Source organism: Pseudomonas reidholzensis, assembly GCF_900536025.1.
GTDB classification, from domain to species: Bacteria; Pseudomonadota; Gammaproteobacteria; order Pseudomonadales; family Pseudomonadaceae; genus Aquipseudomonas; species Aquipseudomonas reidholzensis.
In genome coordinates this window covers 255,609-280,723 of the sequence record NZ_UNOZ01000030.1, presented here as the reverse complement: position 1 = coordinate 280,723, position 25,115 = coordinate 255,609, and the positions used below count along the sequence as shown (strand labels likewise).

Below are 25,115 nucleotides of genomic sequence, written 5' to 3'. Positions count from 1 at the left end.
GATCCCTCAAAGGGTGTGACGGTTGGCAATGAAAGGCAGGCCGAGGTTTTCGCGCAGCGTCTGGCCCTGATACTCCCGCTGGAACAGCCCGCGGCGCTGCAACTCCGGGACCACCCGCTCGGCAAAATCGGTAATGCCCTGGTGCAGGCCGGAGAACATGACATTGAAGCCGTCGGCTGCGCCACCCTCGAACCACGCCTGGAAATCGTCGGCGATGCTCTGCGGTGTGCCGATCAGTATTCGGTGGCCGCCCGCCGTGAGCTGGTTGAACAGCTCGCGTACCGTGGGCCGCTCGCGGTGGATCAGATCGACAATCAGTTTTTGCCGGCTCTTGTGACCATTGGTGTCGGCCGGCTCGAGCGGCAACGGGACGCGCGAGTCGAACGGCAGCTCGGACAGGTCGAAGCCCAGCCCGGCGAAGCGCGAAATCGAGCGCAAGAAGGCGGGTCGGTCCAGCAGCGATTGCTGGTGGTCGTAGCGCGCTTGGGCTTCAGCCAGGGTACGCCCGACAATCGGCGACACCCCCGGGAGTATCTTCAGGTGGTCGGGGTTGCGGCCTAACGCCTGCGCGCGTTGTTTGATATCACGGTAGAACGTCTGGCCCTGCTCCAGCGTGTGCTGGGCGGTAAAGATCAACTCCCCGGCACGCGCCGCCAGCGCACACCCCGCTTCGGAGGAGCCGGCCTGGGCAATCACCGGATAGCCTTGCACCGGGCGCGGGGCATTGAGTGGGCCGCGTACCTGGAAATGCTCGCCGTGGTGGTTCAATACGTGCATTTTCTGCGCATCGACAAAGCGCCCGGCCTGTTTATCCTGCACGAAGGCGTCATCCTGCCAGCTGTCCCACAGCCCGGTGACCACGTCATAAAACTCCTCGGCGCGGGCATAGCGGTCGGCGTGCAAGACGTGCGCGTCAAGGTTGAAGTTCTCGCCGCCCCCCAGCGAAGTCACCAGGTTCCAGCCCACCCGGCCACCACTCAGGTGGTCGATGTTGGCAAATTTTCGCGCCAGGTTGTACGGCTCGTTGTAGGTGGTGCTGGCGGTGCCGATCAGGCCAATGCGCCGGGTGGTCATGGCCAGTGCTGGCAGCAACACCAGCGGGTCCCAGCGCACGCTGGTCGGGCTGCCACCCAGCGAGGCCTTGTCGGCGTCGACATTGACGGCATCGTTGAAGAACACGGCATGCAGGCGTGCGTCTTCCAGCGTCTGTGCGGCCCGGCGAAAGTGCTCGAAGTCGCGGAACAGATCGCTCTGCGCCTCAGGATGACGCCAGACAGCGCTCATGTAGCCGGCGCTGGGAATGAACGCGCCAAGGATCATCTGTTTGTGCGGGTTGCTCATGTACTACTCCTTGAGTGTCTGCAGCGTTGAGCGCGGCTCAGTCGAGCAAGTCCGGTTGCTCGCGACAGATCCGGTCCCACAGCGGAAGGAAATTCAACCAGGCGAAGAATTCTTTGCCAGCGGCGTCCGACCCGGCATCGAGGTCGGGTATCACCGGCGTACCGGCCGAGTACGCCAACAGGTGTGCACGTGCGGTGTCATCGGCGAGGATGCAGCGCCAGGCGGCGGTTTCGACGCTCTGCCCCACCGTCCACAAGCCATGGTTCTGCCAGAACAGCAGGTGGTGCTGTGCAAAGGTTTTCACAAACGCCTCGCTGACGCGCTCGCGGTTGCGCTCAAGGCGCCCGTCGGTGGCGCGCAATGCGTGGCGCTCGAAGATCACCTGGTCGTCAACGAACGCCGCCGACTCGGCGGTAATCGGTTGGAACAGCTTGCCCAGCGACGACCAGACGCGGCCGTGAAAGCCATGCACGTGAGCGATCCCGACCACGTCGGGCCGTGCTTTTTGCAGGTCATAGTGCAGCTCGAGGGCACTGGTATTGAGCACCCCATCGCCCTCGACCACCTGGCCCGCGCCGTCGACCCGCAGCAGATGTGAAACGCAGATCTGCGAGAATGGCACGCCGAGCGGGTTGATCCAGTAATGGTCGGTTTCAACCGGGTCACGTGCGGTGAAGTGCCCGGCTATGCCCACCTCGAAACCGAGCGCTGCAAACAGCCGGTATGAGGCGGCCAGCCGCTGCTTGCGATGCAGGCGCTCCTGCAGGGGGTCTAGGTGGCGCGTAGGCTCGCGCAGGGTCAGGCGATTGTTGTCCTGGGGAAGGCTATAGGTGGACTGAGAAAATAACCGTGTATGACGCATGCAATAGACCCTTGTTTGTGCCTCGGCAGTGGTGTGTGGGCAGCCGAAACCGCTGACGGCGGTCAGGGAGCGGCTGCAGCAGGTGGATGGACGAGGGTCAAGCCCCTGAAACGGGTTTCAGGGGCTTGACCGCAGGCTTACAGGGTCAAGGTCAGACCCTCGATCAGCGCCCCGGGCAACAGCACCGTCTGGGCATCGCGCTGCAGATGAGTGCGGGTGCTGATGCGCAAGGTCTGCTCACGGGTCAGCGCCAGCAGCTTGTCGCCGAATATCGAGTACAGGCTGTCGTCAAAGCGCATGGTGTCGATCGGTGCGACGATTTCGCCGTCCTCGACCCAGAAGCTGGCGAAGCGGGTCATGCCGGTGATGCGCGCCGTGCCCACATCCGAGTAGTTCAGGTACCAGAGATTGCCGATGTACAGGCCGGTGCCCAGGGCCTTGAGCACCTCCGCGGACGGCAGGTCACCACCGCCCAGGACCAGTGACGAAGGCAACTCATGACTGTCGACGCCATTGGCCTGCAAGCCATATTCGCGGGCCGAGCGGGTACTGACCAATTGGCCCACCAATTGGCCCGCTTCGATCAGCGCTTGATCCTGGCGCACCCCGCCTTCGCTGTTGAACAACGGTTCCAGGCCCGCAGACGCTTGCTCGCTCAAATTGAAGTGCGCAGACAACCTGGCCGTGCCCAGTTGCAACGCTTGCAACGGGCTACGCCGGGTATGCAGGGCGCGCGCAGAAAGGCCGCCGCGCAGCGCAGCGATCAGCGAATTGACTGCGGCGGGCGCCAGGTAGGCGCGGTATTGCCCGGGCGCAAGGGTCTTGCGCGGCTTGCCCAGGTGGGTGAGTTGCTCGCGACCCTGGGCAAACTGGGCTGCCAGGGCCTCGGTATCCCAGTGGCTAGCCGCATAGGTGATCTTGACCGCTTCGCCGTTGCCGTGAAACAGGCTGAAATCCAGACTGGCGCTGATCGCGACGTCCCAGCCGTGGCTTCCCCATGAACTGGCGAAGCCTCGGTACATCGGGCCGCCCGCATAGATACCGACCATGTCCAGGCCTTCGCTCAGGGCTGAGACGTGTTCGATCAGTTGTTCGGCGCTGGGCAGACGCCCCTGCGCTTCGCGGCTGCTGTTGAAGGCCTGCTGATCGAACTGCAAATACGGGTCGGCAGGCAGTATCGCCACCACGGCTCGCAACTGCCCGAGCGCCTCTTCCAGGCGTGCCTGGTCAGTGCCGGGATCCCCCGTCAGGCTCAGTGCTTCACTGGCATGACGCCCCTTGCTGATCAGGCGCAGGCTGACCTCGATCTGAGCGACTTGGCTGGCTTGGCGCACCTGGCCGTGATTGAACCGTATGAAGTGCGACGCTTCGGCGCTGTAGCCCAGGGAAAAATGCTCGTCCTGCTCGAGTCGACCTTGCAGCCACCGGTGCAGCTGGTCGAACGACTGGCGGTAGTGTTGATGATTCATCAGGCTTGCCCCCCGAACACATCGATCTGATCGAACACGCAGGCCGGCGACGCGTGCCCGACGGTGATCGACTGATTGGGCTCACCTTTGCCACAGTTGGGCGTGCCCAGCACCTGCAGGGTCGAGCGGTCGCCGACGGCGCTCAGCTTGCGCCAGAACTGCGAGGAGATGCCGCGGTAATTGGGGTTCTTCACCACCCCCGCCAGCCTGCCGTTTTCGATCAGTTGCCCCCATTCGCAGCCGAACTGAAACTTGTTACGGGCCTGATCGATGGACCAGGAGCGGTTGGTCGCCATGAGAATCCCGTGTTCGATAGTGCCGATCATCTGCGCCAGGCTCTGGTCGCCGGGCTCGATATTGAGGTTGGCCATGCGGTCGATCGGGGGCCGGTTCCAGTCGCAGGCGCGGCTGTTGGCCACCCCCTCCATTCCGCTGCGTGCCTGGGACAAAGCTGCCCCCAGCGGCCTTTTGAGCACTCCAGCTTCGATCAACAGATGCTTTTGCGCCGGCAGCCCTTCGTCGTCATGGCTGTAGCTGCCCAATTCATCAGTTACATGCGGATCGAAGCTGACATTGAGCAGTGGCGAGCCGTATTGGTAACTGCCAAACATGTCTTGGGTCACAAAGCTGGTGCCGGCAAAGTTACGCTCGTCGCCAAGTATGCGATCGAGTTCCAGCGGGTGGCCGATCGATTCATGTATCTGCAGGATCATCTGGTCAGGCAACAGCAGCAGGTCACGCGGGCCTTCTGGCGTATTGGGCGCAGCGAGCAGCTGCAACGCCTGGTCGGCGACCTGCTCGATCTGCCCGATGAAACCTGAGCCCTGCACCAGCTCAGTGCCCCCCTGACGCGAAATTCCCCAGGTCCGTCGCTGGCTCTGACGGCCATCGAAGGCGGTCACATCCAGGCGCGGCAAGAGCAATTGCTTGTGGCTGGCGATCTCGCTGCCCGTGCTGTCGTAGTAGAGTTGCTGACGATCGACGATGCGCAGCCCGGCCGACCAGTTGACCAGCTTGTCGTGGCGCGGCACCCGTGCCGACTCACTGCGCAACAGCTCCAGCCAATCGCCGGTTGCGGGCAACGGCGCGCCAGCGCCCGGCGAGCGGTAACTGGCCTCGAAGGCCGCGCCCTGCTGCGCCGGCTGGTGCAACAAGGCATGGCTGCCGATCGCCCTGGCCAGCATCAGTGCCTGGTCGTATGCCAGCGCCAGCCCGCGCACGGTCAGGTCGCTGGTCGCGGCAAAGGCCTCGTTGCCGTTGACCCGCACGCAGAGCATTACCCCCCGGCTGGACTGGCGACGCGGGGGATCAATCACGTTGCGGCTCACCGACAGGCTGACGCTGTCCTGGTGAACGTAACGCAGCGAATGGAAATAGCCAGCCCCTTGATGAGCTTGGCTGAAACCGGAAAGCAATGACCTCAGTGAGGCGGGTTGTTCAGACATCGGTCCAACGTCCTCTGCTACGGGTAGGGCAGCGCCAAGGGCTGCGAATCGCGGCCACCGGGGGCCAGTGCTGCCGCCAGAAGCTGGCGGGTATAGGGGTGTGCGGGGGCGTCGAAGACCTGCGCCGTAGCGCCACGCTCGACAACCACGCCGTCTTTCATGACCAGCAGTTGATGCGCGAGCGCGCGGACCACCGCCAGGTCGTGACTGATGAACAGGTACGTCAGGCCATACGTCTGCTGGAGGTGACGCAAGAGCTCGATGATCTGTTTTTGCACGGTGCGGTCGAGCGCCGACGTCGGTTCATCCAGCAGGATCAGCTCAGGCTTGAGTACGATCGCCCGGGCGATGGCGATGCGTTGGCGCTGCCCGCCGGAAAACTCGTGGGGATATCGGTGGCGAACCTCGCCAGCCAGGCCGACCTCCTCCAGCACGGTGATTACCGCTTGTTCGCGTTCTTCGGGCGTCAGTCGTGTGTGCACACGCAGGCCTTCAGCGATGATCTGCAGGACGGTCATACGCGGGCTCAAGCTGCCAAACGGGTCCTGAAACACCACTTGCATGCGTTTGCGCCAAGGGCGCAGGTGGCGACCCTCGAGCGCGTCCAATGCAGTGCCGTCGAAGCGCACGCTGCCGCGGCCGTCGATCAGCCGGAAAATAGCCTGGCCCAGGGTCGACTTCCCCGAGCCGGACTCGCCGACGATGCCCAGCGTGGTCCCGCGCCGAACGCTCAGGCCGATCCCCTTCACCGCCTCCAGATAACGCCGCCGCCAGGGCGGGCCGCCAAGCGGGAACGTCACGTCAAGGTCCTTGACCTCGAGCAAGGTCGCCGACGCTGCGACCGCCACCGGTTCGCGGCCAGGCTCGGCATCCAGCAACTGCCGGGTGTAGCGGTGCGCAGGCCGGGTAAACACCACTTCACACGGTGCTTGCTCGACGATCTGCCCATCCCGCATCACCGCCACCCGCTGAGCGATGTGCCGCACCAGGTTGAGGTCATGGCTGATCAGCAACAAGGCCATGCCCAGTTGCTGTTGCAGGTTCTTGAGCAATTGCAGGATCTTGCGCTGGACCGTGACATCGAGCGCTGTGGTGGGCTCATCGGCTATCAGCAGTTGCGGCTCGCAGGCCAGCGCCATGGCAATCATCACCCGCTGGCGCTGCCCGCCGGACAACTCGTGGGGGTAGGCCTGCAGGCGCTTCTCGGCGTGTTGCAAGCCAACCTGGCCCAGCAACTCCAGCACCCGACGACGAATCCCTGGAGCATCCAGCGAGGTATGCAAACGCAGGGCCTCGCCGATTTGCCGTTCAACGCTGTGCAGCGGGTTCAGCGAACTCATGGGCTCTTGAAAAATCATCGCCACCTGGTTGCCCCGCAGCGACCGCAGACGGCCCGGTTCAATGCCCAACAGCTCTTCACCAGACAAGCGGATGCTGCCTTCGGTGCGCACGCCAGGCCCCAGCAACTGCAGAATCGAATGGGCCGTTACCGACTTGCCCGAACCCGACTCACCCACCAGGGCCAGGCACTCGCCCCGGCGTATCTGCAGGTCAACGCCGCGGACCACCGCCTGCCCCGCAAAGCTCACGCGCAGGTCACGGATGGCGATCAGCGGGTCGGTGCTCTCAGGCTCTTGGATCAAATGCGTCACGACAGGCCTCACCGATAAATACCAAAAGACTCAACAGCACTGCCAGCACGCAGAAGGCTGTCAGCCCCAACCATGGCGCCTGCAGGTTGTTCTTGCCCTGACTGATCAGTTCGCCAAGCGAGGGGCTGCCGGCAGGCATGCCGAAGCCGAGGAAATCCAGCGCAGACAAGGTGCCGATGGCGCCGGTGACAATGAACGGCAGAAATGCCAGGGTCGCCGTCAGGGCATTGGGCAAGACATGCCGGACCATCACCTCGAGGCTGCTCAGGCCCATGGCGCGGGCTGCCTTGACGTATTCCAGGTTGCGCCCTCGGAGGACTTCCGCGCGTACCACATCGACCAGGGTCAGCCAGGCGAATGCCGCCATGATCCCCAGCAGCCAGCCGAAACCGGGCTGGATCAGGCCCGACAGGATGATCAGCAGGTACAACACCGGCAGCCCCGCCCAGACCTCTATCAAGCGCTGGCCGAAGAGGTCCACCATGCCGCCGTAGTAGCCTTGCAATGCCCCTGCACAGACGCCGATCAGGCTGCTGACGGAGGCCAGTGCCAAGGCGAACAACAGCGACAGTCGCACGCCGAAAATTACCCGCGCGGCCACATCGCGCGCTTGATCATCGGTGCCCAGCCAATTGTCCCGACTGGGCGGGCTGGGCACCTGCGTGCGCACGTCGTAATTGACCGTGGTGGCGCCGAACTGGATCGGTGCGAACAGCATCCAGCCGCCCTGCTGCTCGACCAGCTGGCGAACGTAGGCGCTACGGTAATCCGGCTCGAAGGGCAGTTGCCCGCCCAGTTCCACTTCGCTGTAAGTCTTGAAGGCGGGGAAATGCCAGTGGCCTTGACTGACCAGCAACAAGGGTTTGTCGTTGGCGATCAGGTCCCCGGCCAGGCTGGTGACAAATACCGCCAGGAACAGCCAAAGCGACCAGTAACCGCGGCGATTGGCCTTGAAGCGCTGCCAGCGGCGCTGATTCACGGGGGAAAGCTGCAGCATCAGTGGCCCCTCGATGAGAAGTCGATACGAGGGTCGATCAGCCGGTAGCAGAGGTCTCCCACCAGCTTGATCAACAGCCCGGCGAGGGTGAAGATGAACAGCGAGCCGAATACCACCGGGTAATCGCGCGAGACCGCCGCCTCATAGCTCATGCGCCCCATGCCATCGAGGGAAAACAGCACCTCGATCAGCAACGAGCCGCCAAAAAAGACGTGCAACATGGCGCTGGGCAATCCTGCGGTCACCATCAGCATCGCATTGCGCAGGACGTGCCCGTACAGCACCTGCCGCTCGCCGGCACCTTTGGCCCGAGCGGTGATCACGTACTGGCGCGAGAGCTCGTCAAGGAAGCTGTTCTTGGTGAGCAGGGTCAGCGTCGCAAAGCCACCCACCACCAACGCGGTGACCGGCAGTACCAGGTGCTTCAGGTAGTCGAGGACCTTGCCGGCCGCCGACAGCGTGGCAAAATCTTCCGAGACCAGGCCGCGGATCGGCAACCAGTTCAAACCACTGCCGCCCCCGAACATCAGGATCAGTAACAGCGCGAAGAGAAACGCCGGCACCGCGTAGCCGATGATGATCAGCGTACTGGTCCAGACATCGAAGGCGCTGCCATTGTTGACCGCCTTGCGGATCCCCAGCGGGATGGAAATCCCGTAGGTAATCAACAACGCCCACAATCCCAGAGACACGGTGACGGGCATTTTCTCTGCGATCAGGTCAGTGACGCTGATGCCGCGGTAGAAACTGCTGCCGAAATCCAGCTGCGCGTATTGCGTGAGCATCAACCAGAGCCGCTGCAGGGGCGGCTTGTCAAAGCCATATTGCCGCTCGATATCAGCGACCAGGCGTGGATCAAGGCCGCGGCTGGCCGAAGACGTCGCAGTCGTCGCAAAGCTGTCGACGGTGGCCCCGCCGAGGTCTTGCGCCATGTCCAGGCCCTGCATGCGCGCAATGGCCTGCTCGACCGGGCCGCCAGGGGCCGCCTGGACGATCGCGAAGTTGACCAGGAGGATGCCCAGCAAGGTGGGGATGATCAGCAGCAGGCGCCGCACGCTATAACCCAGCATGGCTGTGCTCCTCTGCTCGGGCGCGCATCTGGGCGTTGCTCAGTGGCACTTCACTGACCTGCCACCAGGCGTCCTGGGTCTGGTCGTCGGCCGCCCCGGCGGTTGGCCGTCCAAAGCGGTTCCACCAGACCACAGGGTTGCCGGCGGGGTAGTAATTGGGGATCCAGTAGTACCCCCACTGCAGCACCCTATCCAGTGCCCGTGTGCTGTCTTGCAGTGCTTGGCGGCTGTCGGCCTTGATTGCCCGGTCGATCAGGGCATCGACCACAGGGCTGCGCAGGCCGATGTAGTTGTTCGAGCCTGGGTCACCGGCCGCGCGCGAGCCGAAGTAGTTGAGCAACTCACGACCTGGCGTCGCGGAGACCGGGTAGGCGGCCATGATCATGTCGTAATCACGGGTGCGCAGCCGGTTGATGTACTGCGCAGAGTCCACGCTGCGAAATTCCAGGGTGATACCGATCTGCGCCAGGTTGCGCTTGTACGGCATTACCAGCCGGCCAAAACTGGGGCCACTGATGAGGAAGGTGAAGTGCAACGGTGTGCCGGCTGCATCCACCAACTGATTGCCCCGCGGCCGCCAGCCCGCGGCTTCGAGCAGTGCCAGCGCCTGCAGTTGCTTGTCGCGAATCACGCCACTGCCATCGCTGGTGGGCGGTTCGAAGGCCGTGTCGAAGACTTCTGGCGGCAATTGAGCCCGCCAAGGGTCCAGCAGGCGCCTCTCTCCAGGCCCGGGGAGCCCACGCGCCGCCATGGGCCCGTTGGAAAAGTGGCTGCGCTGGCGGCGGTAGGCGTCATACAGAATGGTGCGGTTGGTCCATTCGAAATCCCATAACAGGGCCAGCGCCTGGCGCACCCTGCGATCGGCAAACTGCGGCCGGTCCAGGTTGAAGAAGAAGCCCTGGGCATTACGGATAGCGCCTTGCGCCAGGCGTTCGCGCTGCAAGCGACCGTCCTCGAGCGCGTCACCCTGGTACGCCGTCGCATACTGCGCCGCGGAGCTCACCGCCTGCAGGTCGAACGCGCCCGCCCGAAACGCCTGCACCGCGCCGCTACCGCTGTTGGCGAAGTATTCGATGCTGAGCTGGTCAAAATTGAATTGCCCACGGTTGACCGGCAGGTTTGCGCCCCACCAGTCGGCGACTCGCTGCAGCTTCACACTGCGCCCTGGATCGACCTTGACCACACGGTACGGACCATTGCCAGGCGGGATCTCGAAACCGCCACCGTTGGCCAGGTCACGCGTGCGCCACCAGTGCTCAGGCAGCACCGGCAGGGTCGCAAGCTCCAGGGGCAAGACCCGATCCTCGCCATCGGCAAAGTCGAAACGCACCTGCAACGGCGCCTCGACGGTGACCTGGGTAACGTTGGCGAACTGGATGCGGTACGCAAGCTTGCCGTGCTTCATCAATTGCTCGAAGGTGTAGCGCACGTCTTCAGCGGTGATCGGCGCACCGTCTTCGAAGCGGGCTCGGGGATCGATGTTGAAACGCAGCCAGGTCCGGTCCGGGGCCAGCTCCAGGGTCTTGGCGATGTACCCATACACGGTGAAGGGTTCATCCTTCGACCGCGTCGCCAGCGACCCGTACAGCCAACCCTCGAGCTTGTCGACACCCTGACCTTTGTCGACATAGGGAATCAGGTGGTCGAACGCTGCTGCCTGAGACAACAGGCTCATACGCCCGCCTTTGGGGGCGTCGGGGTTGACGTAGGCAAAGTGCTCGAACTGCACAGCGTATTTGGCAGCCTCGCCATAGACCGTGAGAAACGGCTGAGGCTGGGCGTGCACTGCAGGTGCGCACAACAGTAGGTACACGGCGCTCCGCGCCAGACGCTGAAACATGGCTGGCCCCGCTGATCAGTAATCGAAGCTGACGTTGAACGACACGGTCCGCGGCGCACCGAGGAAGACCGAGTTGCTCGAGGCAAATGCCCAGTAACGTCGATTGGCGATGTTGTCGACGGCCAGGCGCAGCGTGACATCATGCGCATCCACCGGGATGCGGTAACTGGCCCCGGCGCCAAACAGGGTAAAACTGGGGACCTCCAGGGTGTTGGTGTCATTGGCTTCGGACGCGCCTTTGTAACGTGCGTCGGCATACACCTTCAGCCCATCAACGCCCGGGACCTTCTGGCTGATCGACAGGCTTTGCTGAAAGCGCGGTACGCCAGAGGCACGGTTGCCAATCAGCGCCTCTTCGCTCTGGGTGAAGGTCGCGTCCAGCCAGGTCGAGCTGCTGTTCAACGTGGTGCTGTCGGTGAGCTCCAGGCGTGCATTGAGCTCCACCCCCTGGTAGCGCTGCTCGCCGTCCTGGACGTAGAAACCTGCGCCGTTGCCATACTCGGCACCGCGGTCCAGACGGAACACCGCCAGCGACCCACCCCAGCGCTCGCGCTCGGTCTTGACCCCTATTTCGTACTGTTTACTGGTGATCGGATCGAGCGTTTCGCCGGCGTTCTGGTAGGTAGAGCCTGCGGTCTCGCCGGCCTCGAGCGCCTCGACATAACTGGCATAGAAGGTGGTATCAGGCCGAGGCTGATACATCAGGGCGATCGTTGGGGTCAGCGGGACCTTGCGGTACTCGGAGGTCTTCGCCCCCGCGACGTTGTACACATCCTGGGTGTACTCGGTCAGCCGCAACCCGGCCAGCAGCGACCAACCATGGGTCAGGTCCAGGGTATCGCTGGCAAACACTGCACGCTGCTCGATGTAGGAGACGCGGTAGGTGGGGTAGTCGATCTGGCCGCCGTAACTGATCTTGTTCGGCGTGGTGTAGAGGTTGTTGGTGCCAATGCTCTGGAACAGTGAAACCGTGCTGGAACGGCGGTCGTAGCCTTGCCAGGACGTGCCCAGGACGATCTTGTGGCCTATCGGGCCGGTGCTGAAGTTACCTTGCAGCATCGCCTGGACCTGATCGTAGACCGCCGAACCGTTGCCGGTACTGAGAACTTCTTCATAGTCACCCGCCTCATTGAGCAGTGTCGGGTACTCGGAAATGTACACGCGCTGTTGATCGAAGTGGTTGTAATCCAGGCTCACCGACCAGTCGGGGGTGATAGTCCACTGCAAGCCTGTAGCCGCCAGCCAGGCGCGCGACTGGAAGCTGGTGTCGTCGATCCCCGACCGGTTGGTCCTGGGATTGATCACGTCCGGCAGGCTCGACCCGGTGTACTTGGGCAAGCGGTAGTTCTGGATACCGCCGTTGATAAGCCGGTCCTGATAGAAGGTGTCCGCGGTCCAGGTCAGGTCCGGGTTGATGCGCGCATCCAGCAACAGCGAGAACGCATCACGATGAACATTCGACCGGGTGGGCGTCTCGCCCTCTTCATGCACCGCATTCAGGCGATAGCCGAACCTGTCATCAGGCCCGGTGCGCCCGCCGATATCCACGTGTTCGCTCCAGACCCCATTGGAACGCACGCCGGCGTCCAGGCTGAGCGTGGTCTGATCGGTAGGCTTCTTGGTGACGTAGTTGACGACTCCACCCGGCGCGCCAAAACCGTACATGAAGCCCGAGGCGCCCTTCAACAGCTGTACCGAGTCGAACGCCTCCATGGGCAACTCGAGGGTCGTCATCAGGATCGGCAGGCCATTGATCTTGTAGCTTCCGCCGTTGTCCAGGCGCACGCCACGCACGGTCAGGTTGGTGGCCGTCAGCGAGTAGGTATCGCCCTTGGCATCGACCGAAGCGTCACCTGCCAAGGCCTTGCTCAACGACTTGATCTGACGTTCCTGAAGTTCCTCGCTGCTCACCTGGACGGTGGAAAATGGGGTTTTCAGTGCACTGGCGCTGCCCAGTGCACCCGCGATCATTTTCGGCTCACGTGTGTGCAGCCCATTGACGGTGATGGTTCCCAAGCGTGCGGGCTGGCTGTCGTGCTCGATACTGATGCCGGCGTCGCTCTGCACGCGGCGCAGGCCGGTCCCTTGCAACGCTTGGTCGATGGCTTCGCCGACCGTCAGTTGACCCTCGACCGGACTGCTGATGAGCCCCTGCAGGGTTTCTTGCTGGAACGAGATAGCCACAGCCGCCTGCCGGGAAATCTGCACCAGCACCCGATCCAGCGGCCCAGCGCCCAACTCAAAATGAACCGTCCGCTGCTGCGCCTGCCCCTCGGCTACGACCACACTCGCCTGCGTGCTGAGCACAAGACCAAATGCGATGCACGGTGCCAGCAGCGAACCCTTGAAAACCCTCATACCCCCTCCCTCTCAATGACTTGATGGATATGAGTGAAACGAGGAAGCGGGATTTATAGGGGGCACGAAAAAAAATAACGGTCGTGCAGCGCAGCGAGGCCAGCCCTCAACCGCGAGGTTCGATGCTCACCCAAAGGGGCGTATGGAAACGCACTGTAATTGGCAACGACAGCTGGAGTAACTGCAGTGTGCGGTCGGTATCGTCAAGGAAGTACAGGCCGCTGATGCGTAAGCTGGCAACCTCGGGGCTGACAACGATGATGCCGCGACGGTAGCTACGCAGATGCTCGACCAACTCTGCCAACGGACGGTCGTACAGCGCCAGCTGGCCATCCGTCCAACTGCTCTCATCGCCACTCGAAGCCCCCATCGCGAGATAGGCATGCTGGTCGAACCTTACGCTTTGCCCCGCACTGACAATTTGCCTGAGCCCCGACCGGGTGCTGACCTCGACCTTCGAATGCAGCATGACAATCCGCGTCGAGTCTGCTTTGCGCTGTACCAGAAAACGAGTGCCCAGTGCGCGCATGCGGCCGTGATCGGTCTCGACCACGAAAGGCCGAGCAGGGTCCCGCGCCACATCCACCAGGAGTTCGCCGCAGTGCAAGGACAGCACCCGCTCGTGAGCGCTGAATTGCACCGCAACGCGTGTGCGAGCATTGAGCGTCAAGGCACTGCCATCCTCGAGCGTGAATGCCCGCCGCTCCCCCGTACTGGTGTGCAGTTCACTCGGCAACGCGACAAGCCCATAGCGCCTGCCCAGCCCCATCGCCAGCATCCCCACGGCCAATACCGACAGGCTTTTACCGACGAATCGACGACGTGTGGAGGGGCTGTTGACACTGCGCAGGACGGTTTCACGCGGTATCGCGCGTAATGTATCGAGGGGCAGCTGCTTCAATCCCCCGCCCATCCGCGAGATGATTTCTGCGTGCCTGGGATGGCTGTCCCGCCAGTGCACAAATGCCCGCTGTTCTTCAGGGCTCGCGTGCCCCGACTGCAGCAGCGCCATCCACTCGGCCGCTTCATCGACAACCCGGCTTTCATTCTGACTCATGGGTGGGTGGTTGCCTGGTAGATGTGTTTGAACGCCTGCACCATGTATTGCTGGACCCGGCTTGGGGACACCGCGAGCTCGGCAGCGATCTCAGCGTATGTCAGGCCGTCGAGCTGGTGCAGCAGGAATGCCGTCTTGGCTTTGCTCGACAAACCATCGAGCAGCCGGTCCACCGTCAGTAGCGCTTCGATCACCAGCGCTTGCTCTTCCGGTGAGGGGTGATACCCCTCCTCCTGATTGGCCAGGCTTTCGCGGTAGGCTTTCTCCAGGTCGCGCCGTCGCCAGCCTTCATACATCAGGCGACGGGCAATGGTGCCGAGCAACGCGCGCGGAGCGCGGACAGACAGCAGATCGCGCAGGGTCAGGAGTTGCGCGAAGGTTTCCGCGGCGATGTCCTCAGCGCTGTGCGGGCAACCAACGTCTTTCACGACCCGGGTACGCAGCCAGCGATACTCGCTTCTGAACCATCGGTCGATCAGCAGACTGCGAGATTTATGATCGACGTCCACGGTGTGGCCCTCCTGCAACGCCTGGCTGGCGTATAAAGAGCGACACTATGCAATGGACAAAAAGAAATTAAAAATAACAAAAAATACCAGTAGTGGTTATAAGCAGCCGTACTAACCGACGCCTTCTCGCGTCTGGGTCACCCCTGAATGGAACAGTCCCGACGCTGGCCGAGAAGGTCAAGGGCCAAGACTGCTACGAAAACAGTTTCCGTGAAAACGTACGGGCGAGCGTGCGCTAAACGCGTATTGCCCTGGTAGGGAGCGGCCTCCACGCCTCGACATCAGCCTCGAGGGGCTGCTGCCTACCCCCCCTTTCCGGTACTGAGCTTGCCCAGGTCACTAAGCATTTAGCTCGACTGCCGGCGTGCCAAGTCGGAAAATGGCCACGATTCGACATCCCGGAAACCCACCCGGAGACGCACCCTCCCCCATGACTTCCAAGCTCCTCCATCTGCCGAAAAACCGCCATGGCCGCGACTTCGTTGTCGGCGACATCCACTTCAAAACCACCGACCTCCATCGCGGCCTGCAAGCCCTGGGTTTTGACCGGACCACCGACCGGCTGATAGCCGTGGGCGATGTCATCGACCGCGGGCCAGGCGTCCTGGACGGCCTCAAGCTGCTCGGCGAACCGTGGTTCTTCAGCGTGCAAGGCAATCACGAGCGAATGCTCATCGATGCCTATCAAGCCAACCCCCAAGCGCGCTACAGCGCTCACGGCGCAGGCTGGTGGATGACGATCGCCGAAGACTCCAAGGGCATGATCATCGACAAGCTGCGAAGCCTGCCGATCGCCATCCAGATCGAGTCAGATAGCGGTGCCGTTGGCGTCGTCCACGCCGACGTACCGGCGGGGATGCCCTGGCTGACCTTCGTCAGCCAACTCGATAATTCCGCCATCGAAGACATCGCCCTCTGGGGAAGGGATCGCATCGTCAAGCATTACCGTGAAGGTGTCCCGGGTGTATGGCGAGTCTGCACTGGGCACACCTGGATTCCGCGCCCGCTGAGGTTGGGCAATGTGCTGGCGTTGGATATCACGGGTGGCGCCGATGGCTCGCTCGCGATATATAGCGTCCAGGAGGACAAGATCTACATCGAGGGTGTCGCTACAACGATCGACCAGGCCGAGTGCCTGACCGAGCAGCTGCAGGCGCTCGAAGCGCGTGCTGCGACGCTCAAGACAACGGTGAACGGCAACAAGCTGATCGAGGCACAGTTGATGGCCGCAGAGCTAGACTCGGTGGCGAAGCGGGTCAACTCGATGTGGCAGGAAGTGCGTGCAGGCGTGGAGGAGCAGCAACGGCTGACCAACGCGTTGCATGGCCTTAGCCTTGCAACTGGAGAGCGTCGAAGCGCCAAGCTGGACGAACTATGTGCCAGGCATGCGGACAGTCAGATCGAAGGGCTTTTAAGGCGTTTGCTGGGATAAGCGTTTGCTGATCATCGCTACCGCTTGCGCTGGCGAGGCCAGGGCGGTGTCTATGCAGAACGGCGCCTCGACCCACACTTCATAGTCGTGATCCAGCACCGATTGCCAGGTGGGTGGAGTCAGCCCCGGAATATCACTGGATCTCGTTTCTACCCGGCGCCGATGCTCATTCGTGTCCGAGCAAATCACTTCGATATTGACCAACCGAACACTGGCCTTCGAGGCCGCGTCACTCCACGCCATCCGGCTCTCGCTCACCGGATTCACGCAATCCACGATGACCGTATGACCTAGACGAAGATTACTCAGCGCCAGCTCATAAGCGACCATATAACCACTGCGCCCCACGTCATGCGCAAGCGCACCGGAGTTTCGGATCGCTTGCTCGATCGTATCGATGCGCAGGTAAAAGGCGCCTGTCGTAGCGACGAGATCCTTGGCGATGGTGGTTTTTCCGGTGCCAGGAAGGCCGCTGAATACGACAAGCATGGTCTGTCCTTCGATCTGTAAGTCACTCAATAAGGGCCGCAGCCCGCAAAATTCAACGCACCGCTCGCACGTCTACTTGCCCACCCCATGCACCCTGACCTGCGAGATCTCAAGCAACTCCGCCTGCTCCAAAATCTCCTCCGGGCTGGCATCAGCCGCAGGCATGACCAAACTGTTCTCACCATCCCCGAAATGCAACACGATCAGGTGCATCGCGGCCTCGTGGACAGGCAACTCACCCTGCTTCAGCTGAAACTCATGGCTTCGCGGCTCGCCTTTGAAAGCATATTCTACGTTGTAAGTGCGCATCAGTGGCCTCGTGAAGTTGGATTCGCTAGAGATCCTGACCCATGGGACAGCATTTGGTTCAGCTGAAGCCGCCCTCCTCGCTACCAGCCCCCTACACAATAAATCTCACAACCTTGCTCTTTAGACTGCCTCCCCGGCACTATTCTTCCCCAGAGCCAAGGTGTCTTGGCCGAGTGGAGACCTGATGCATGGATATTCAACGCCGGAACAATGTGAGAGTCCTGGGCGATGGCCCTTCGACGCTGGTGTTTTCTCATGGTTTCGGCTGCGACCAGACCATGTGGCAGTACCTGTTCCAGCACTTCACCGGCCGCTTTCGCGTGGTGCTGTATGACCTGGTGGGTGCCGGCAGGTCCGATCTGGATGCGTATGAGCGGGAAAAATACGATTCGCTCGCGGGTTACGCACACGACCTCAACGACGTCATCGAGCGCTATGCGCTCGGGCCGGTGATCGTGGTCAGCCACTCGGTCAGCGCGATGATCAGTGCACTCGCCGACCGCCTGGTCCCTGGGCGCATTGCCGCTCACGTCATGGTGGGCCCTTCGCCTTGCTACATCGACTCAGAGGGATACGTGGGGGGCTTCAAGCGCGAAGACATCCACTCGCTGCTCGATACCCTCGACAGCAACTACCTCGGCTGGTCGAGCGCGATGGCCCCGGCCATCATGGGCTCGCCCGGGCAGCCAGCGCTGGGTGAAGAGCTCACCAACAGTTTCTGCCGCACAGAACCCGAGATCGCCAAGCAATTCGCACGGGTGACCTTCCTGTCCGATAACCGCAAAGACATTGCCGGCCTGGCGACGCCGACGCTCATCCTGCAATCCTCGGATGATCTGATTGCGCCGTTGGACGTTGGCAACTACATGCATGCCAATCTGCCCAACAGCGTCCTCCATCTGGTCGATAACATTGGCCACTGTCCGCACATGAGCGCACCGGGTGCGTGTGCCGAGGCAATGGATCACTTTCTTCTGCCCTGGGTAGGCGAACATGTCGATTGATCTTTCCGTTCTGCCGGGCTCGGATGAGCTGTTCGAAGGCGCGCCCTGCGGGCTGGTGATCACCCGGGAAGACGGCACGATCCTGCGCAGCAACCGGATCTTCAGTCTTTGGCTCGGTTTCAGCCAAGTGGAGCTGGCCCAGCGGCGTTTTCAGGAATTGCTGACGATGGGTGGGCGGATCTTCCACCAGACCCACTGGGCGCCGTTGATGCGCATGCAAGGTTCAGTCGCCGAGATCAAACTCGAGTTCAAACATGCCGATGGGCAAACGGTCACCATGTTGCTCAATGGCGTGAGGCGTGAGCATCCCGATGGCGCTTTTTATGAGCTGGCGCTGTTTGGCACCGCTGACCGAGACCGCTATGAACGCGAACTGCTCGAATCACGCCGGCGCGCAGAAGAACTGTTGCTGGAGAAAACCCGGGCAGAAGCGGCGTTGCAGCAGGCAAAAGTCGAACTTGATGTGGCGTATGAAAAGTCCCAACGCAGGGCGCTGTTCGCTGAACAGATGGTTGCCATTGCCAGCCATGACCTGAAGAACCCGCTCACCGCGATCAAGATGGCCACGGACTTTTTAGGCCGCGGCGAACGCACCCAACGAGAAACTCAACTCCTCGAGCACATCGGCCAGTCGTCCCAACGCGCCCAGCGGATGATCGAGGACCTGCTGGACTTCACCTTGGCGAGGGTGGGCCCTGGCATTCGCATCACCCGACGGCCGACCGACCTGCACCAGGCCACGGGGCAGAGTGTGAGCGAGTTACGCGTCGCGTTTCCCCAGGCGATGTTGATTCACCAGCAGACCGGCGCAGGCCTGGCTGATTTCGACGCTGACAGGGTGCAGCAAGTCATCGGTAACCTGGTCGCCAACAGTGTGGCCTATGGCGACCTGGCCCACCCCATCACGATCACGTCCGGGGTCGCGGCGGGTATCGCCTCCTTGTCGGTACACAACCAGGGCGCTGTCATTCCCGAGGCCTCGCAACCCAACCTGTTCGAGCCCATGACACGACTCAGCGAGCAAGCGTCTGACATCAGAAGCGTAGGCCTTGGCTTGTACATCGTCAGGGAGCTAGCCCGGGCCCATGGTGGCGATGTGGCCGTCAGCTCATCGGCTGAAGCAGGCACCCTGTTCTGCGTCAGCTTCCCGGTGGACCCTGAATCGGGACCTGTCGATGATCAGGGCAACATAACGCAGGACTCGCGTTTACCCTGATCAGGCGCGGGGTCTATGGGTGATCACCGTCACGCACTCAGCCATAGCCCGCTGGCCTCGTCAGTCGTCACGGCAAGCGCCGTCAGCGCCTGCCCCAGGCAAGGCCCGAGCACACAAGCGCCATCGTCGGGATCGAACAACGCGCCATGGGCGAAGCAGACGATGTGCGCACCGTCACCGGACATGAACCGGTCCTTGCGGAACTGCATCGTCACCCCAAAGTGCGGGCACAGGTTAGCGTAGACCCGCACCTGCCCTTGCCAGATCATGGCGATCACGCTGTCGCGCCCTTCCCCCCACGGGTCAAAGCCCCTGGCCTGCCCTTCTTCAAGCTGGTGCTGATGGCAAAGAAATACCGGTTGCTGGGGCATCGCACACCTCGGGGGGATGGGTTCAGATCGGCTCGGCCGTCAGTTTCAGCATCGCCTTGGTCAGGCCGATACGGTCGAACGCTGGATCGCGGGCCATCTCCCGCTCGCCCGCCAGGATCGAGTTCTCGCTGATGTACTTGCAGCGCTCGAAACGGCGCGTCATGAACCGTTGCAGACGCTCGGGCAGCGACCCGTCGCCGAACAGTTCTTCGCCCAATACCAGTGCATCCTCGATCGCCATGCCTGCCCCCTGGCCCAGGTGCGGCGTGGTGGCATGCGCCGCATCACCGATGAGCAACACCCGGCCCTTGAACCAGGGCTCATCGACAAACACCACTTCCATCGGCTTGTAGACCACCTGGCTGTCATCGATGATCTGCTCACGCAGTTCACCGACCAGACCGCCCATGTTGGCCAGCCGTTCGCGCATGGTCACGGCCAACTGCTCGGTCGCATACCACGGGTTGTCAGGCTCGTGAGACGTCGAAAACAGGTACATCAGGTTATCGGCCAACGGTACCAGGCCTGCGTTGCCAGCCGCCCCGGTGAACGTCGCCAGGTGGTCGATCGAAGGATGCCGGGCAAAGTTGTAGCGCCACACCGCCTGGCCGGTGAAGCGCGGCGTGTAGGTATCGGCGAAGAGCATGCCGCGGATCTTCGAGTACACGCCGTCAGCGCCGATCATCAGGTCGTAACGCTGCTGGGTGTTGTCGGTGAAAGTAACCTCCAGCCCGTGGCTGTCGTCCACGTAGGCCGCAACACTCAACCCCAGCCGCACCTGCGTGCCCAGTTCAACGGCGGTATCACTCAACACCTGATGCAGGGCCAGGCGCGAGATGCCGACGTTGGCCGGGTACTCTGGCCCTGCAAGCCGCTGACCGGGGATGCGTGCCAAGGGGTTGCCCTGCACATCGTAAATGCCCACATCCTCAAAGGCGTAGGCGGCGTCCAGGTACCGATCGAGCACCCCCAGCTTGGCCATTTCGCGCACGACGTTGCTCTGCTGGATGATGCCGACGCCGTAGACCGTCCACTCGGTCTTGATCTCTACCAGATCGACGGCGACCCCTTGGCGGCGCAATGCGATAGCGGCGCAGAGCCCGCCGATACCGCCGCCCACGATAAGTACCTTGTTGATATCGCTCATGCGTGAATCCCTTGTTCTTGTTGTGGTGAACGTGCCACCTGCGGTGCAACCAGGGTGCCTTTTGAACAGGCAGACAGCGGCGCCGCCGATGCTTCTGGGCACAGGCTAAAAAGCGCTGAAGAATTTGACTAATCGATAGTCAGGATGCAGGGTATCGCGAAAATAAATACAACAAGAGGGGCCTGTGATGCGCTTCAAACACCTGGATCTGAACCTCCTGGTGGCACTCGATGTGTTGCTCGAAGAGCAGAACATCACCCGTGCTGCCACGCGTCTGCACATGACTCAATCCGCTACCAGCGGCGTGATGGCGAGGCTGCGAAGCTATTTTGAAGACGACCTGCTGGTGCAGGTGGGGCGCAAGATGATGCTCACGCCCTTGGCCAAGGAACTGGAAATACCAGTGCGCGAAGTGCTGCTTAAAATCCAGACGTCCATTACCGCCAAGCCCGTGTTCGACATCTCCCAGAGCAAGCGCCATTTCCGCATCATGGCGTCTGACTACCTGATCAGCGTGCTGTTTGCCGAAGTCATTCGAGAGATCAACCAGGAAGCTCCCCAGGTGACCTTCGAGCTGGTCAGCCCAGGCGAAACGGCCACAGAAATGCTCAGGCGTGGAGAAGTCGACCTGATGATCGCGCCCGAGCACTACATCGTGAAGGAACACCCGTCACAACTGCTGTTCGAAGAGCAGCACGTGTGCGTGGTGTGCCAGCAAAACAGTGCGGTGGGTGAGCGTCTGACGCTGGAGCAGTACCTGGAGCTGGGCCACGTGTCGGTGGCCTTTGGGCGCAATCGCTCACCGGGCATCGAAGAATGGTTCATGGCCGAATACGGCTGCAAGCGCCGCCTCGAAGTCATCACCCACGACTTCAATACCCTGCCACAACTGGTGATCGGTACCGCCCGGGTGGCCACCGTGCACAGCCGCCTGGCCCTGTTGTATGCCCGCAACTTGCCACTGCGCATCGTGCCACCACCGGTCAACTTGCCGCCCATGCAAGAGTTCATGTGCTGGCACCGCAGCCTGGACCGCGACCCTATCCTGGCCTGGTTGCGCAACAAACTGCTCGAAATGGCCAGCCGACCTCAGGTGCCGCTTGCAGGGTGATCCCGCTGGCTTTAGAGCCACCACCCGCCGCATCGCCAGGGCAGACCACGCCACCACTGGCCCGTCCCACTCCCCCTCTGGCTGACGGCGGCCTGCGCGGCCGCCATCAGCACTCGCGCCTTCCTCCCCCGCCGTGAACCTCTGCGGCCCCGCCGCGCCTCAACGTATCGCGCAATCTGATAGCTGGCATTCCAACAAGCGATTTGTCGAATTCCTCACCGCCATGCGAGCGTGCCAGGGCTGCCCCAAGGGTGGCCGTCGTCTGCGCCATGGTCGCAGGTGCCTGTAGCCGCGGCCTGCAACGAACCGACTGCCAGGCTCGACCCGCGCCGATGATGATCCGGATCCAAGAAGGAAAACAACATTATGTTCCGTTACTTCCCCACCAACTACGTTTGGAATCTTTCTGTCGATCTCGCCTTGGAGATGGGCGCGCGCATCGGCGAGATCGTCGAGATGTGCGAGCCCCTGCAAGAGGCCGCCAAGCAACCTGATGCTGAAGGCACCCGGGCATTTCGGCAGACCTGGTCGACCATGGCCGACAAGCTGTGTGACCTGGCAGGCGAAGATGAAGCGCAGGGCCGCCTGCTGTCGGCCGGCGAAAAGTACAACCGTGCCGCCACCTACTACCTCACCTGTGAACGGCTGCAAGCCCACGGTGCGCCAGGCCGCGCCGAGCTGTATCAACGCTTCCTCGACACCTTTGCCCGCGGCATCGCCCTCTCGCAAGAAAACTGTGAGCGTGTGGAGATCCCCTACGAGGGCAAGGTGCTGTCTGGCTTGTACGTGCGCGCCGAAGGCGCTAGCGGCCCGGCGCCGATCCTGGTCCAGCTCAACGGCCTGGATTCGACCAAGGAGATGAAGTACCGCGTCGGCCTGCCCTTCTGGCTGGCCAAACGTGGCATCGCCTCCTTGCTGATCGACCAGCCCGGTACGGGCGAGGCCTTGCGCCTGCATGACCTCAAAGCCCGCTATGACGCCGAGCACTGGGCCAGCCGCGTGGTCGACTGGCTCGAGACCCGCAGCGACGTCGACCACAGCCGCATCGGCTGTGAAGGGGTTTCCCTCGGTGGTTACTACTGCCCGCGTGCGGTCGCGTTCGAACCGCGCTTTGCCTGTGGCGTGGTCTGGGGCGCCAACCATGACTGGCGTGAAGTGCAGAAACGTCGGCTCGAGCGTGAAGGCAGCTTGCCCGTGCCGCACTACTGGGAGCACGTGCGCTGGGTGTGGGGCGGCCGCGATATCGAGGAGTTCATGCAGATCGCCGAGAACGTCCACCTGGACGGTGTGGTGGAAAAGATCAAGGTGCCGTTCCTGGTCACCCATGGCGAACAGGACTCGCAGATCCCGCTCAAGTGGGCCCATCGCACCTACGAGCAGTTAATCAATAGCCCCAAGCGTGAACTGAAGATCTTCACCCCGCGCGAAGGCGGCGTGCAGCACTCCAGTTTCGACAATTCCATCAACGCTGGCCAATTCATTGCCGACTGGGTCGCCGAGACCCTCGGCGGTCGCACCGCCTGAAAACCGAGAAGAGAAACCAACAATGAACATCATCGGACCTGACTACCTGGTGTTTGGCGTCGACAATGTCGACGACTGCGTGCAATACCTGATCGACTACGGCCTCAAGCTGCGTGAGCAGGATCAATCCGGCGCCTTCCTCGAGGCGCTGGACGGTACCGGCGTGCTCGTCCGCGTGCGCCACGACCCGAGGCTACCGGCCGCCATGGAGACCGCCAACACCCTGCGTGAAACCGTCTACGGGGTCGCCGACGAAGATACCCTGCAGGCCATCGAGGCCGAGTTGCGCAAGGACCGCGAGGTCATCCGGGGTGAAGACGGTGTGCTGCGCGCGGTGGACGACATGGGCTTTGCCCTGGGCTTCCAGATCACCCAGCGGCGTGCCCTGGAGCTGGCCGGCGAAACCAGCCAGGCACCCTACGCCGCACCCGCGCGCCCGATCAATGCGCTGGGGGCCAGCAACGACATCGCGGCATTGCCGCGCAGCCTGTCGCACGTGGTCTATTTCGTGCCCGACCAGGCCAAGGCCGAGGCGTTCTACCTGCGCCTGGGGTTTGTCTGCACCGACCGCTTCGTCGACACCGGCCCCTTCCTGCGCCCGGCCGGCACGCTGGACCATCACACCCTGTTCCTGATCCAGACGCCGCCGTTCATGAAGGGCATCGAGCACTTCACCTTCCATATGGGTGGGCCTACCGAAGTCATGATCGCCGGCACCCGCTTCGTCGAAAAAGGCTATGAGTCGTTCTGGGGGCCGGGCCGCCACCAACTGGGCTCGAACTGGTTCTGGTATTTCAACAGCCCGATGGGCTGCCACGTCGAATACGATGCCGACATGGATCAGCATGACGACAGCTGGAGTGCTCGCGTCGCCGCGCCAGGCGCCGACAATTCGCAGTACTTCCTCTTCCACCACCAGCAGAAATGGGCACCGGGTGGCCCACCTCCGAAGCACTGACAACGACTGTCCAGCGCTGCCCGCGCGTGCTGAACGGCGTTGTTGACACGACCTGGGGGCAAAAAAAGACCGGCTGAATACAGCCGGTCTTTTTCTATTTCAAGGTCATCCAGTGACTAGTCGAGGCGTTTGTAGTACCCGACTGCCACGAGCCTGTCGCCCTGCTTGCGCAACAGCGCGTATTTGTCCTCGATTTTGCCGGTCACCGGGTTCTTCCAGCGGTAATCGTAACCGCCTTCGCTGCGCCCTTTCATCAAGTCCAGTATCGGCTTGCCCACCGGCTTGCCATCCGGGTCCTTGACCTTGGCAAAGTCTACCCCCAGCAGCCGCAGGTTGTAGCCGTGCGCCAGGTAGCGTCCCGAGCGCAGGTCAATCACGAAGACGTAGAGATCGTCCTCGCGAAACCGCGGCGACAAGTCATTGATCGCCGCAATACTCCCTTGCGGGTCCTGCTTGAGTGCCTGGACGGCCCGATCGAGCAGGACCGCCGCGCTTTCAGGCGTTGCCCGCGGCAGGTACAGGCCGACCGCGATCACCCGGTCGCCCACCCGCTGGAAGAACACCCGCTTGCGCTCGACCCGGCTGTCGCGGGTGTTCATCCAACCGTACTCGGCGACTCGCACCCCCGCCTCCTCGCCCGCCAGCGCCTGCTGGAACGCGCCACGCAACTCCGGCTCCAACACCTGTGACACGTCGCGGCCGATCAACACCGCAGAGCTGCCGCCACTGGCCAGCATGATGCCGTGAGTGTCGACCACAAACACATAATGCTCGCCATCGATGAATTCACCCTGCCGGCTGAACGCTGCAAACGCGGCGTCGCCCTGGGCCTGGTAATAATCGACCGCACGTTGCAGCAGGCGGCGCGCCTCCTGCTCCTCGTCGGCATGGACAGCGGTGCAAACGATCAGGAGCGCGAATGCGCCCCACAGCCCTTTGAATAAGCGCATGGAT

22 protein-coding genes are annotated in these 25,115 nt (G+C 62.4%); 6 read left to right on the top strand and 16 right to left on the bottom strand.

What is annotated here, in order from left to right:
• Positions 1-6: 6 nt before the first annotated feature.
• The 11 genes from CCOS865_RS20880 to CCOS865_RS20830 form a co-directional block, all read right to left on the bottom strand.
• Positions 7-1,341, bottom strand: a complete 1,335-nt coding sequence (locus CCOS865_RS20880) for an LLM class flavin-dependent oxidoreductase (RefSeq protein ID WP_119144365.1) — start codon at positions 1,339-1,341, stop codon at positions 7-9.
• A gap of 37 nt (positions 1,342-1,378) precedes the next feature.
• Positions 1,379-2,203 carry a class II aldolase/adducin family protein gene (locus CCOS865_RS20875; protein WP_119144363.1) on the bottom strand — a complete coding sequence of 275 codons (825 nt, stop codon included), beginning with the start codon at positions 2,201-2,203 and terminating at the stop codon, positions 1,379-1,381.
• 137 nt (positions 2,204-2,340) lie between these two features.
• Positions 2,341-3,672, bottom strand: coding sequence for a TldD/PmbA family protein (locus CCOS865_RS20870; RefSeq protein WP_119144361.1), 1,332 nt, complete (start codon positions 3,670-3,672; stop codon positions 2,341-2,343).
• The gene (locus CCOS865_RS20865; protein ID WP_119144359.1) at positions 3,672-5,117 is read right to left on the bottom strand and encodes a TldD/PmbA family protein; all 1,446 of its coding nucleotides are present in this window, start codon (positions 5,115-5,117) and stop codon (positions 3,672-3,674) included. Before CCOS865_RS20865 ends, CCOS865_RS20870 begins: the two co-directional genes overlap by 1 nt.
• Positions 5,118-5,134: 17 nt before the next feature.
• A complete protein-coding gene (locus tag CCOS865_RS20860) occupies positions 5,135-6,769 on the bottom strand; it encodes an ABC transporter ATP-binding protein (RefSeq protein ID WP_244216150.1) in 1,635 nt (544 codons plus the stop codon).
• Positions 6,744-7,766 carry an ABC transporter permease gene (locus CCOS865_RS20855; protein ID WP_119144357.1) on the bottom strand — a complete coding sequence of 341 codons (1,023 nt, stop codon included), beginning with the start codon at positions 7,764-7,766 and terminating at the stop codon, positions 6,744-6,746. Before CCOS865_RS20855 ends, CCOS865_RS20860 begins: the two co-directional genes overlap by 26 nt.
• Complete coding sequence (locus tag CCOS865_RS20850; RefSeq protein WP_119144355.1) at positions 7,766-8,836, bottom strand: microcin C ABC transporter permease YejB; 1,071 nt, start codon at positions 8,834-8,836, stop codon at positions 7,766-7,768. The genes CCOS865_RS20855 and CCOS865_RS20850 overlap by 1 nt, the downstream gene beginning before the upstream one ends.
• The gene (locus CCOS865_RS20845) at positions 8,823-10,676 is read right to left on the bottom strand and encodes an extracellular solute-binding protein (RefSeq protein WP_119144353.1); all 1,854 of its coding nucleotides are present in this window, start codon (positions 10,674-10,676) and stop codon (positions 8,823-8,825) included. Before CCOS865_RS20845 ends, CCOS865_RS20850 begins: the two co-directional genes overlap by 14 nt.
• Positions 10,677-10,691: 15 nt before the next feature.
• On the bottom strand, positions 10,692-13,034 hold the full coding sequence (locus tag CCOS865_RS20840) for a TonB-dependent siderophore receptor (protein WP_119144351.1): 2,343 nt from the start codon (positions 13,032-13,034) through the stop codon (positions 10,692-10,694).
• A 106-nt stretch (positions 13,035-13,140) separates the two neighbouring features.
• The gene (locus CCOS865_RS20835) at positions 13,141-14,091 is read right to left on the bottom strand and encodes a FecR domain-containing protein (protein WP_119144349.1); all 951 of its coding nucleotides are present in this window, start codon (positions 14,089-14,091) and stop codon (positions 13,141-13,143) included.
• Positions 14,088-14,600: a sigma-70 family RNA polymerase sigma factor gene (locus CCOS865_RS20830; protein ID WP_119144347.1), complete on the bottom strand. Its 513-nt coding sequence runs from the start codon at positions 14,598-14,600 to the stop codon at positions 14,088-14,090. Before CCOS865_RS20830 ends, CCOS865_RS20835 begins: the two co-directional genes overlap by 4 nt.
• 430 nt (positions 14,601-15,030) lie before the next feature.
• On the opposite strand from CCOS865_RS20830, the gene CCOS865_RS20820 reads away from it, so the two are divergent.
• A complete protein-coding gene (locus CCOS865_RS20820) occupies positions 15,031-16,032 on the top strand; it encodes a metallophosphoesterase (protein ID WP_119144345.1) in 1,002 nt (333 codons plus the stop codon).
• Here CCOS865_RS20820 and CCOS865_RS20815 read toward each other — a convergent pair.
• Both CCOS865_RS20815 and CCOS865_RS20810 read right to left on the bottom strand, forming a co-directional pair.
• A complete protein-coding gene (locus CCOS865_RS20815; protein ID WP_119144342.1) occupies positions 16,012-16,521 on the bottom strand; it encodes a P-loop nucleotide/nucleoside kinase family protein in 510 nt (169 codons plus the stop codon). The two genes, CCOS865_RS20820 and CCOS865_RS20815, sit on opposite strands and share 21 nt — an antisense overlap.
• A 72-nt stretch (positions 16,522-16,593) precedes the next feature.
• Complete coding sequence (locus CCOS865_RS20810) at positions 16,594-16,830, bottom strand: hypothetical protein (RefSeq protein ID WP_119144340.1); 237 nt, start codon at positions 16,828-16,830, stop codon at positions 16,594-16,596.
• A 188-nt stretch (positions 16,831-17,018) separates the two neighbouring features.
• On the opposite strand from CCOS865_RS20810, the gene CCOS865_RS20805 reads away from it, so the two are divergent.
• Positions 17,019-17,834 (top strand): alpha/beta fold hydrolase, encoded by an 816-nt coding sequence (locus CCOS865_RS20805; RefSeq protein ID WP_119144338.1) that lies wholly within the window; start codon positions 17,019-17,021, stop codon positions 17,832-17,834.
• Positions 17,824-19,050 carry a PAS domain-containing sensor histidine kinase gene (locus CCOS865_RS20800; protein ID WP_119144336.1) on the top strand — a complete coding sequence of 409 codons (1,227 nt, stop codon included), beginning with the start codon at positions 17,824-17,826 and terminating at the stop codon, positions 19,048-19,050. The genes CCOS865_RS20805 and CCOS865_RS20800 overlap by 11 nt, the downstream gene beginning before the upstream one ends.
• Positions 19,051-19,079: 29 nt before the next feature.
• Here the strand turns inward: CCOS865_RS20800 and CCOS865_RS20795 are convergent, their stop codons facing one another.
• Together CCOS865_RS20795 and CCOS865_RS20790 are read right to left on the bottom strand one after the other, a co-directional pair.
• The gene (locus CCOS865_RS20795; protein ID WP_119144334.1) at positions 19,080-19,421 is read right to left on the bottom strand and encodes a Rieske (2Fe-2S) protein; all 342 of its coding nucleotides are present in this window, start codon (positions 19,419-19,421) and stop codon (positions 19,080-19,082) included.
• Positions 19,422-19,443: 22 nt separating this feature from the next.
• Positions 19,444-20,568 carry an FAD-dependent oxidoreductase gene (locus CCOS865_RS20790; protein ID WP_119144332.1) on the bottom strand — a complete coding sequence of 375 codons (1,125 nt, stop codon included), beginning with the start codon at positions 20,566-20,568 and terminating at the stop codon, positions 19,444-19,446.
• 187 nt (positions 20,569-20,755) lie between these two features.
• Here CCOS865_RS20790 and CCOS865_RS20785 point away from each other — a divergent pair, with 187 nt between their 5' ends.
• The 3 genes from CCOS865_RS20785 to CCOS865_RS20775 all read left to right on the top strand — a co-directional run bounded on the left by CCOS865_RS20785 (position 20,756) and on the right by CCOS865_RS20775 (position 24,161).
• On the top strand, positions 20,756-21,679 hold the full coding sequence (locus CCOS865_RS20785; protein WP_119144330.1) for a LysR family transcriptional regulator: 924 nt from the start codon (positions 20,756-20,758) through the stop codon (positions 21,677-21,679).
• 366 nt (positions 21,680-22,045) lie between these two features.
• Positions 22,046-23,203: an alpha/beta hydrolase family protein gene (locus CCOS865_RS20780; RefSeq protein ID WP_119144328.1), complete on the top strand. Its 1,158-nt coding sequence runs from the start codon at positions 22,046-22,048 to the stop codon at positions 23,201-23,203.
• 22 nt (positions 23,204-23,225) lie between these two features.
• Positions 23,226-24,161 (top strand): VOC family protein, encoded by a 936-nt coding sequence (locus CCOS865_RS20775; RefSeq protein WP_119144326.1) that lies wholly within the window; start codon positions 23,226-23,228, stop codon positions 24,159-24,161.
• A gap of 116 nt (positions 24,162-24,277) precedes the next feature.
• Here the strand turns inward: CCOS865_RS20775 and CCOS865_RS20770 are convergent, their stop codons facing one another.
• Positions 24,278-25,111, bottom strand: a complete 834-nt coding sequence (locus CCOS865_RS20770; RefSeq protein ID WP_119144323.1) for a cache domain-containing protein — start codon at positions 25,109-25,111, stop codon at positions 24,278-24,280.
• Between the last annotated feature and the right edge of the window lie 4 nt (positions 25,112-25,115).

Excerpts from the sequence above, each read along its gene's own strand:
- CCOS865_RS20850 (WP_119144355.1), bottom strand. The coding sequence starts at position 8,836 with ATGCTGGGTTATAGCGTGCGGCGCCTGCTGCTGATCATCCCCACCTTG.
- CCOS865_RS20835 (WP_119144349.1), bottom strand. The coding sequence starts at position 14,091 with ATGAGTCAGAATGAAAGCCGGGTTGTCGATGAAGCGGCCGAGTGGATG.
- CCOS865_RS20775 (WP_119144326.1), top strand. The coding sequence starts at position 23,226 with ATGAACATCATCGGACCTGACTACCTGGTGTTTGGCGTCGACAATGTC.
- CCOS865_RS20785 (WP_119144330.1), top strand. The coding sequence starts at position 20,756 with ATGCGCTTCAAACACCTGGATCTGAACCTCCTGGTGGCACTCGATGTG.
- CCOS865_RS20770 (WP_119144323.1), bottom strand. The coding sequence starts at position 25,111 with ATGCGCTTATTCAAAGGGCTGTGGGGCGCATTCGCGCTCCTGATCGTT.
- CCOS865_RS20780 (WP_119144328.1), top strand. The coding sequence starts at position 22,046 with ATGTTCCGTTACTTCCCCACCAACTACGTTTGGAATCTTTCTGTCGAT.
- CCOS865_RS20790 (WP_119144332.1), bottom strand. The coding sequence starts at position 20,568 with ATGAGCGATATCAACAAGGTACTTATCGTGGGCGGCGGTATCGGCGGG.
- CCOS865_RS20795 (WP_119144334.1), bottom strand. The coding sequence starts at position 19,421 with ATGCCCCAGCAACCGGTATTTCTTTGCCATCAGCACCAGCTTGAAGAA.
- CCOS865_RS20815 (WP_119144342.1), bottom strand. The coding sequence starts at position 16,521 with ATGCTTGTCGTATTCAGCGGCCTTCCTGGCACCGGAAAAACCACCATC.
- CCOS865_RS20880 (WP_119144365.1), bottom strand. The coding sequence starts at position 1,341 with ATGAGCAACCCGCACAAACAGATGATCCTTGGCGCGTTCATTCCCAGC.
- CCOS865_RS20845 (WP_119144353.1), bottom strand. The coding sequence starts at position 10,676 with ATGTTTCAGCGTCTGGCGCGGAGCGCCGTGTACCTACTGTTGTGCGCA.
- CCOS865_RS20800 (WP_119144336.1), top strand. The coding sequence starts at position 17,824 with ATGTCGATTGATCTTTCCGTTCTGCCGGGCTCGGATGAGCTGTTCGAA.
- CCOS865_RS20820 (WP_119144345.1), top strand. The coding sequence starts at position 15,031 with ATGACTTCCAAGCTCCTCCATCTGCCGAAAAACCGCCATGGCCGCGAC.
- CCOS865_RS20810 (WP_119144340.1), bottom strand. The coding sequence starts at position 16,830 with ATGCGCACTTACAACGTAGAATATGCTTTCAAAGGCGAGCCGCGAAGC.
- CCOS865_RS20840 (WP_119144351.1), bottom strand. The coding sequence starts at position 13,034 with ATGAGGGTTTTCAAGGGTTCGCTGCTGGCACCGTGCATCGCATTTGGT.
- CCOS865_RS20865 (WP_119144359.1), bottom strand. The coding sequence starts at position 5,117 with ATGTCTGAACAACCCGCCTCACTGAGGTCATTGCTTTCCGGTTTCAGC.
- CCOS865_RS20875 (WP_119144363.1), bottom strand. The coding sequence starts at position 2,203 with ATGCGTCATACACGGTTATTTTCTCAGTCCACCTATAGCCTTCCCCAG.
- CCOS865_RS20870 (WP_119144361.1), bottom strand. The coding sequence starts at position 3,672 with ATGAATCATCAACACTACCGCCAGTCGTTCGACCAGCTGCACCGGTGG.
- CCOS865_RS20805 (WP_119144338.1), top strand. The coding sequence starts at position 17,019 with ATGGATATTCAACGCCGGAACAATGTGAGAGTCCTGGGCGATGGCCCT.
- CCOS865_RS20855 (WP_119144357.1), bottom strand. The coding sequence starts at position 7,766 with ATGCTGCAGCTTTCCCCCGTGAATCAGCGCCGCTGGCAGCGCTTCAAG.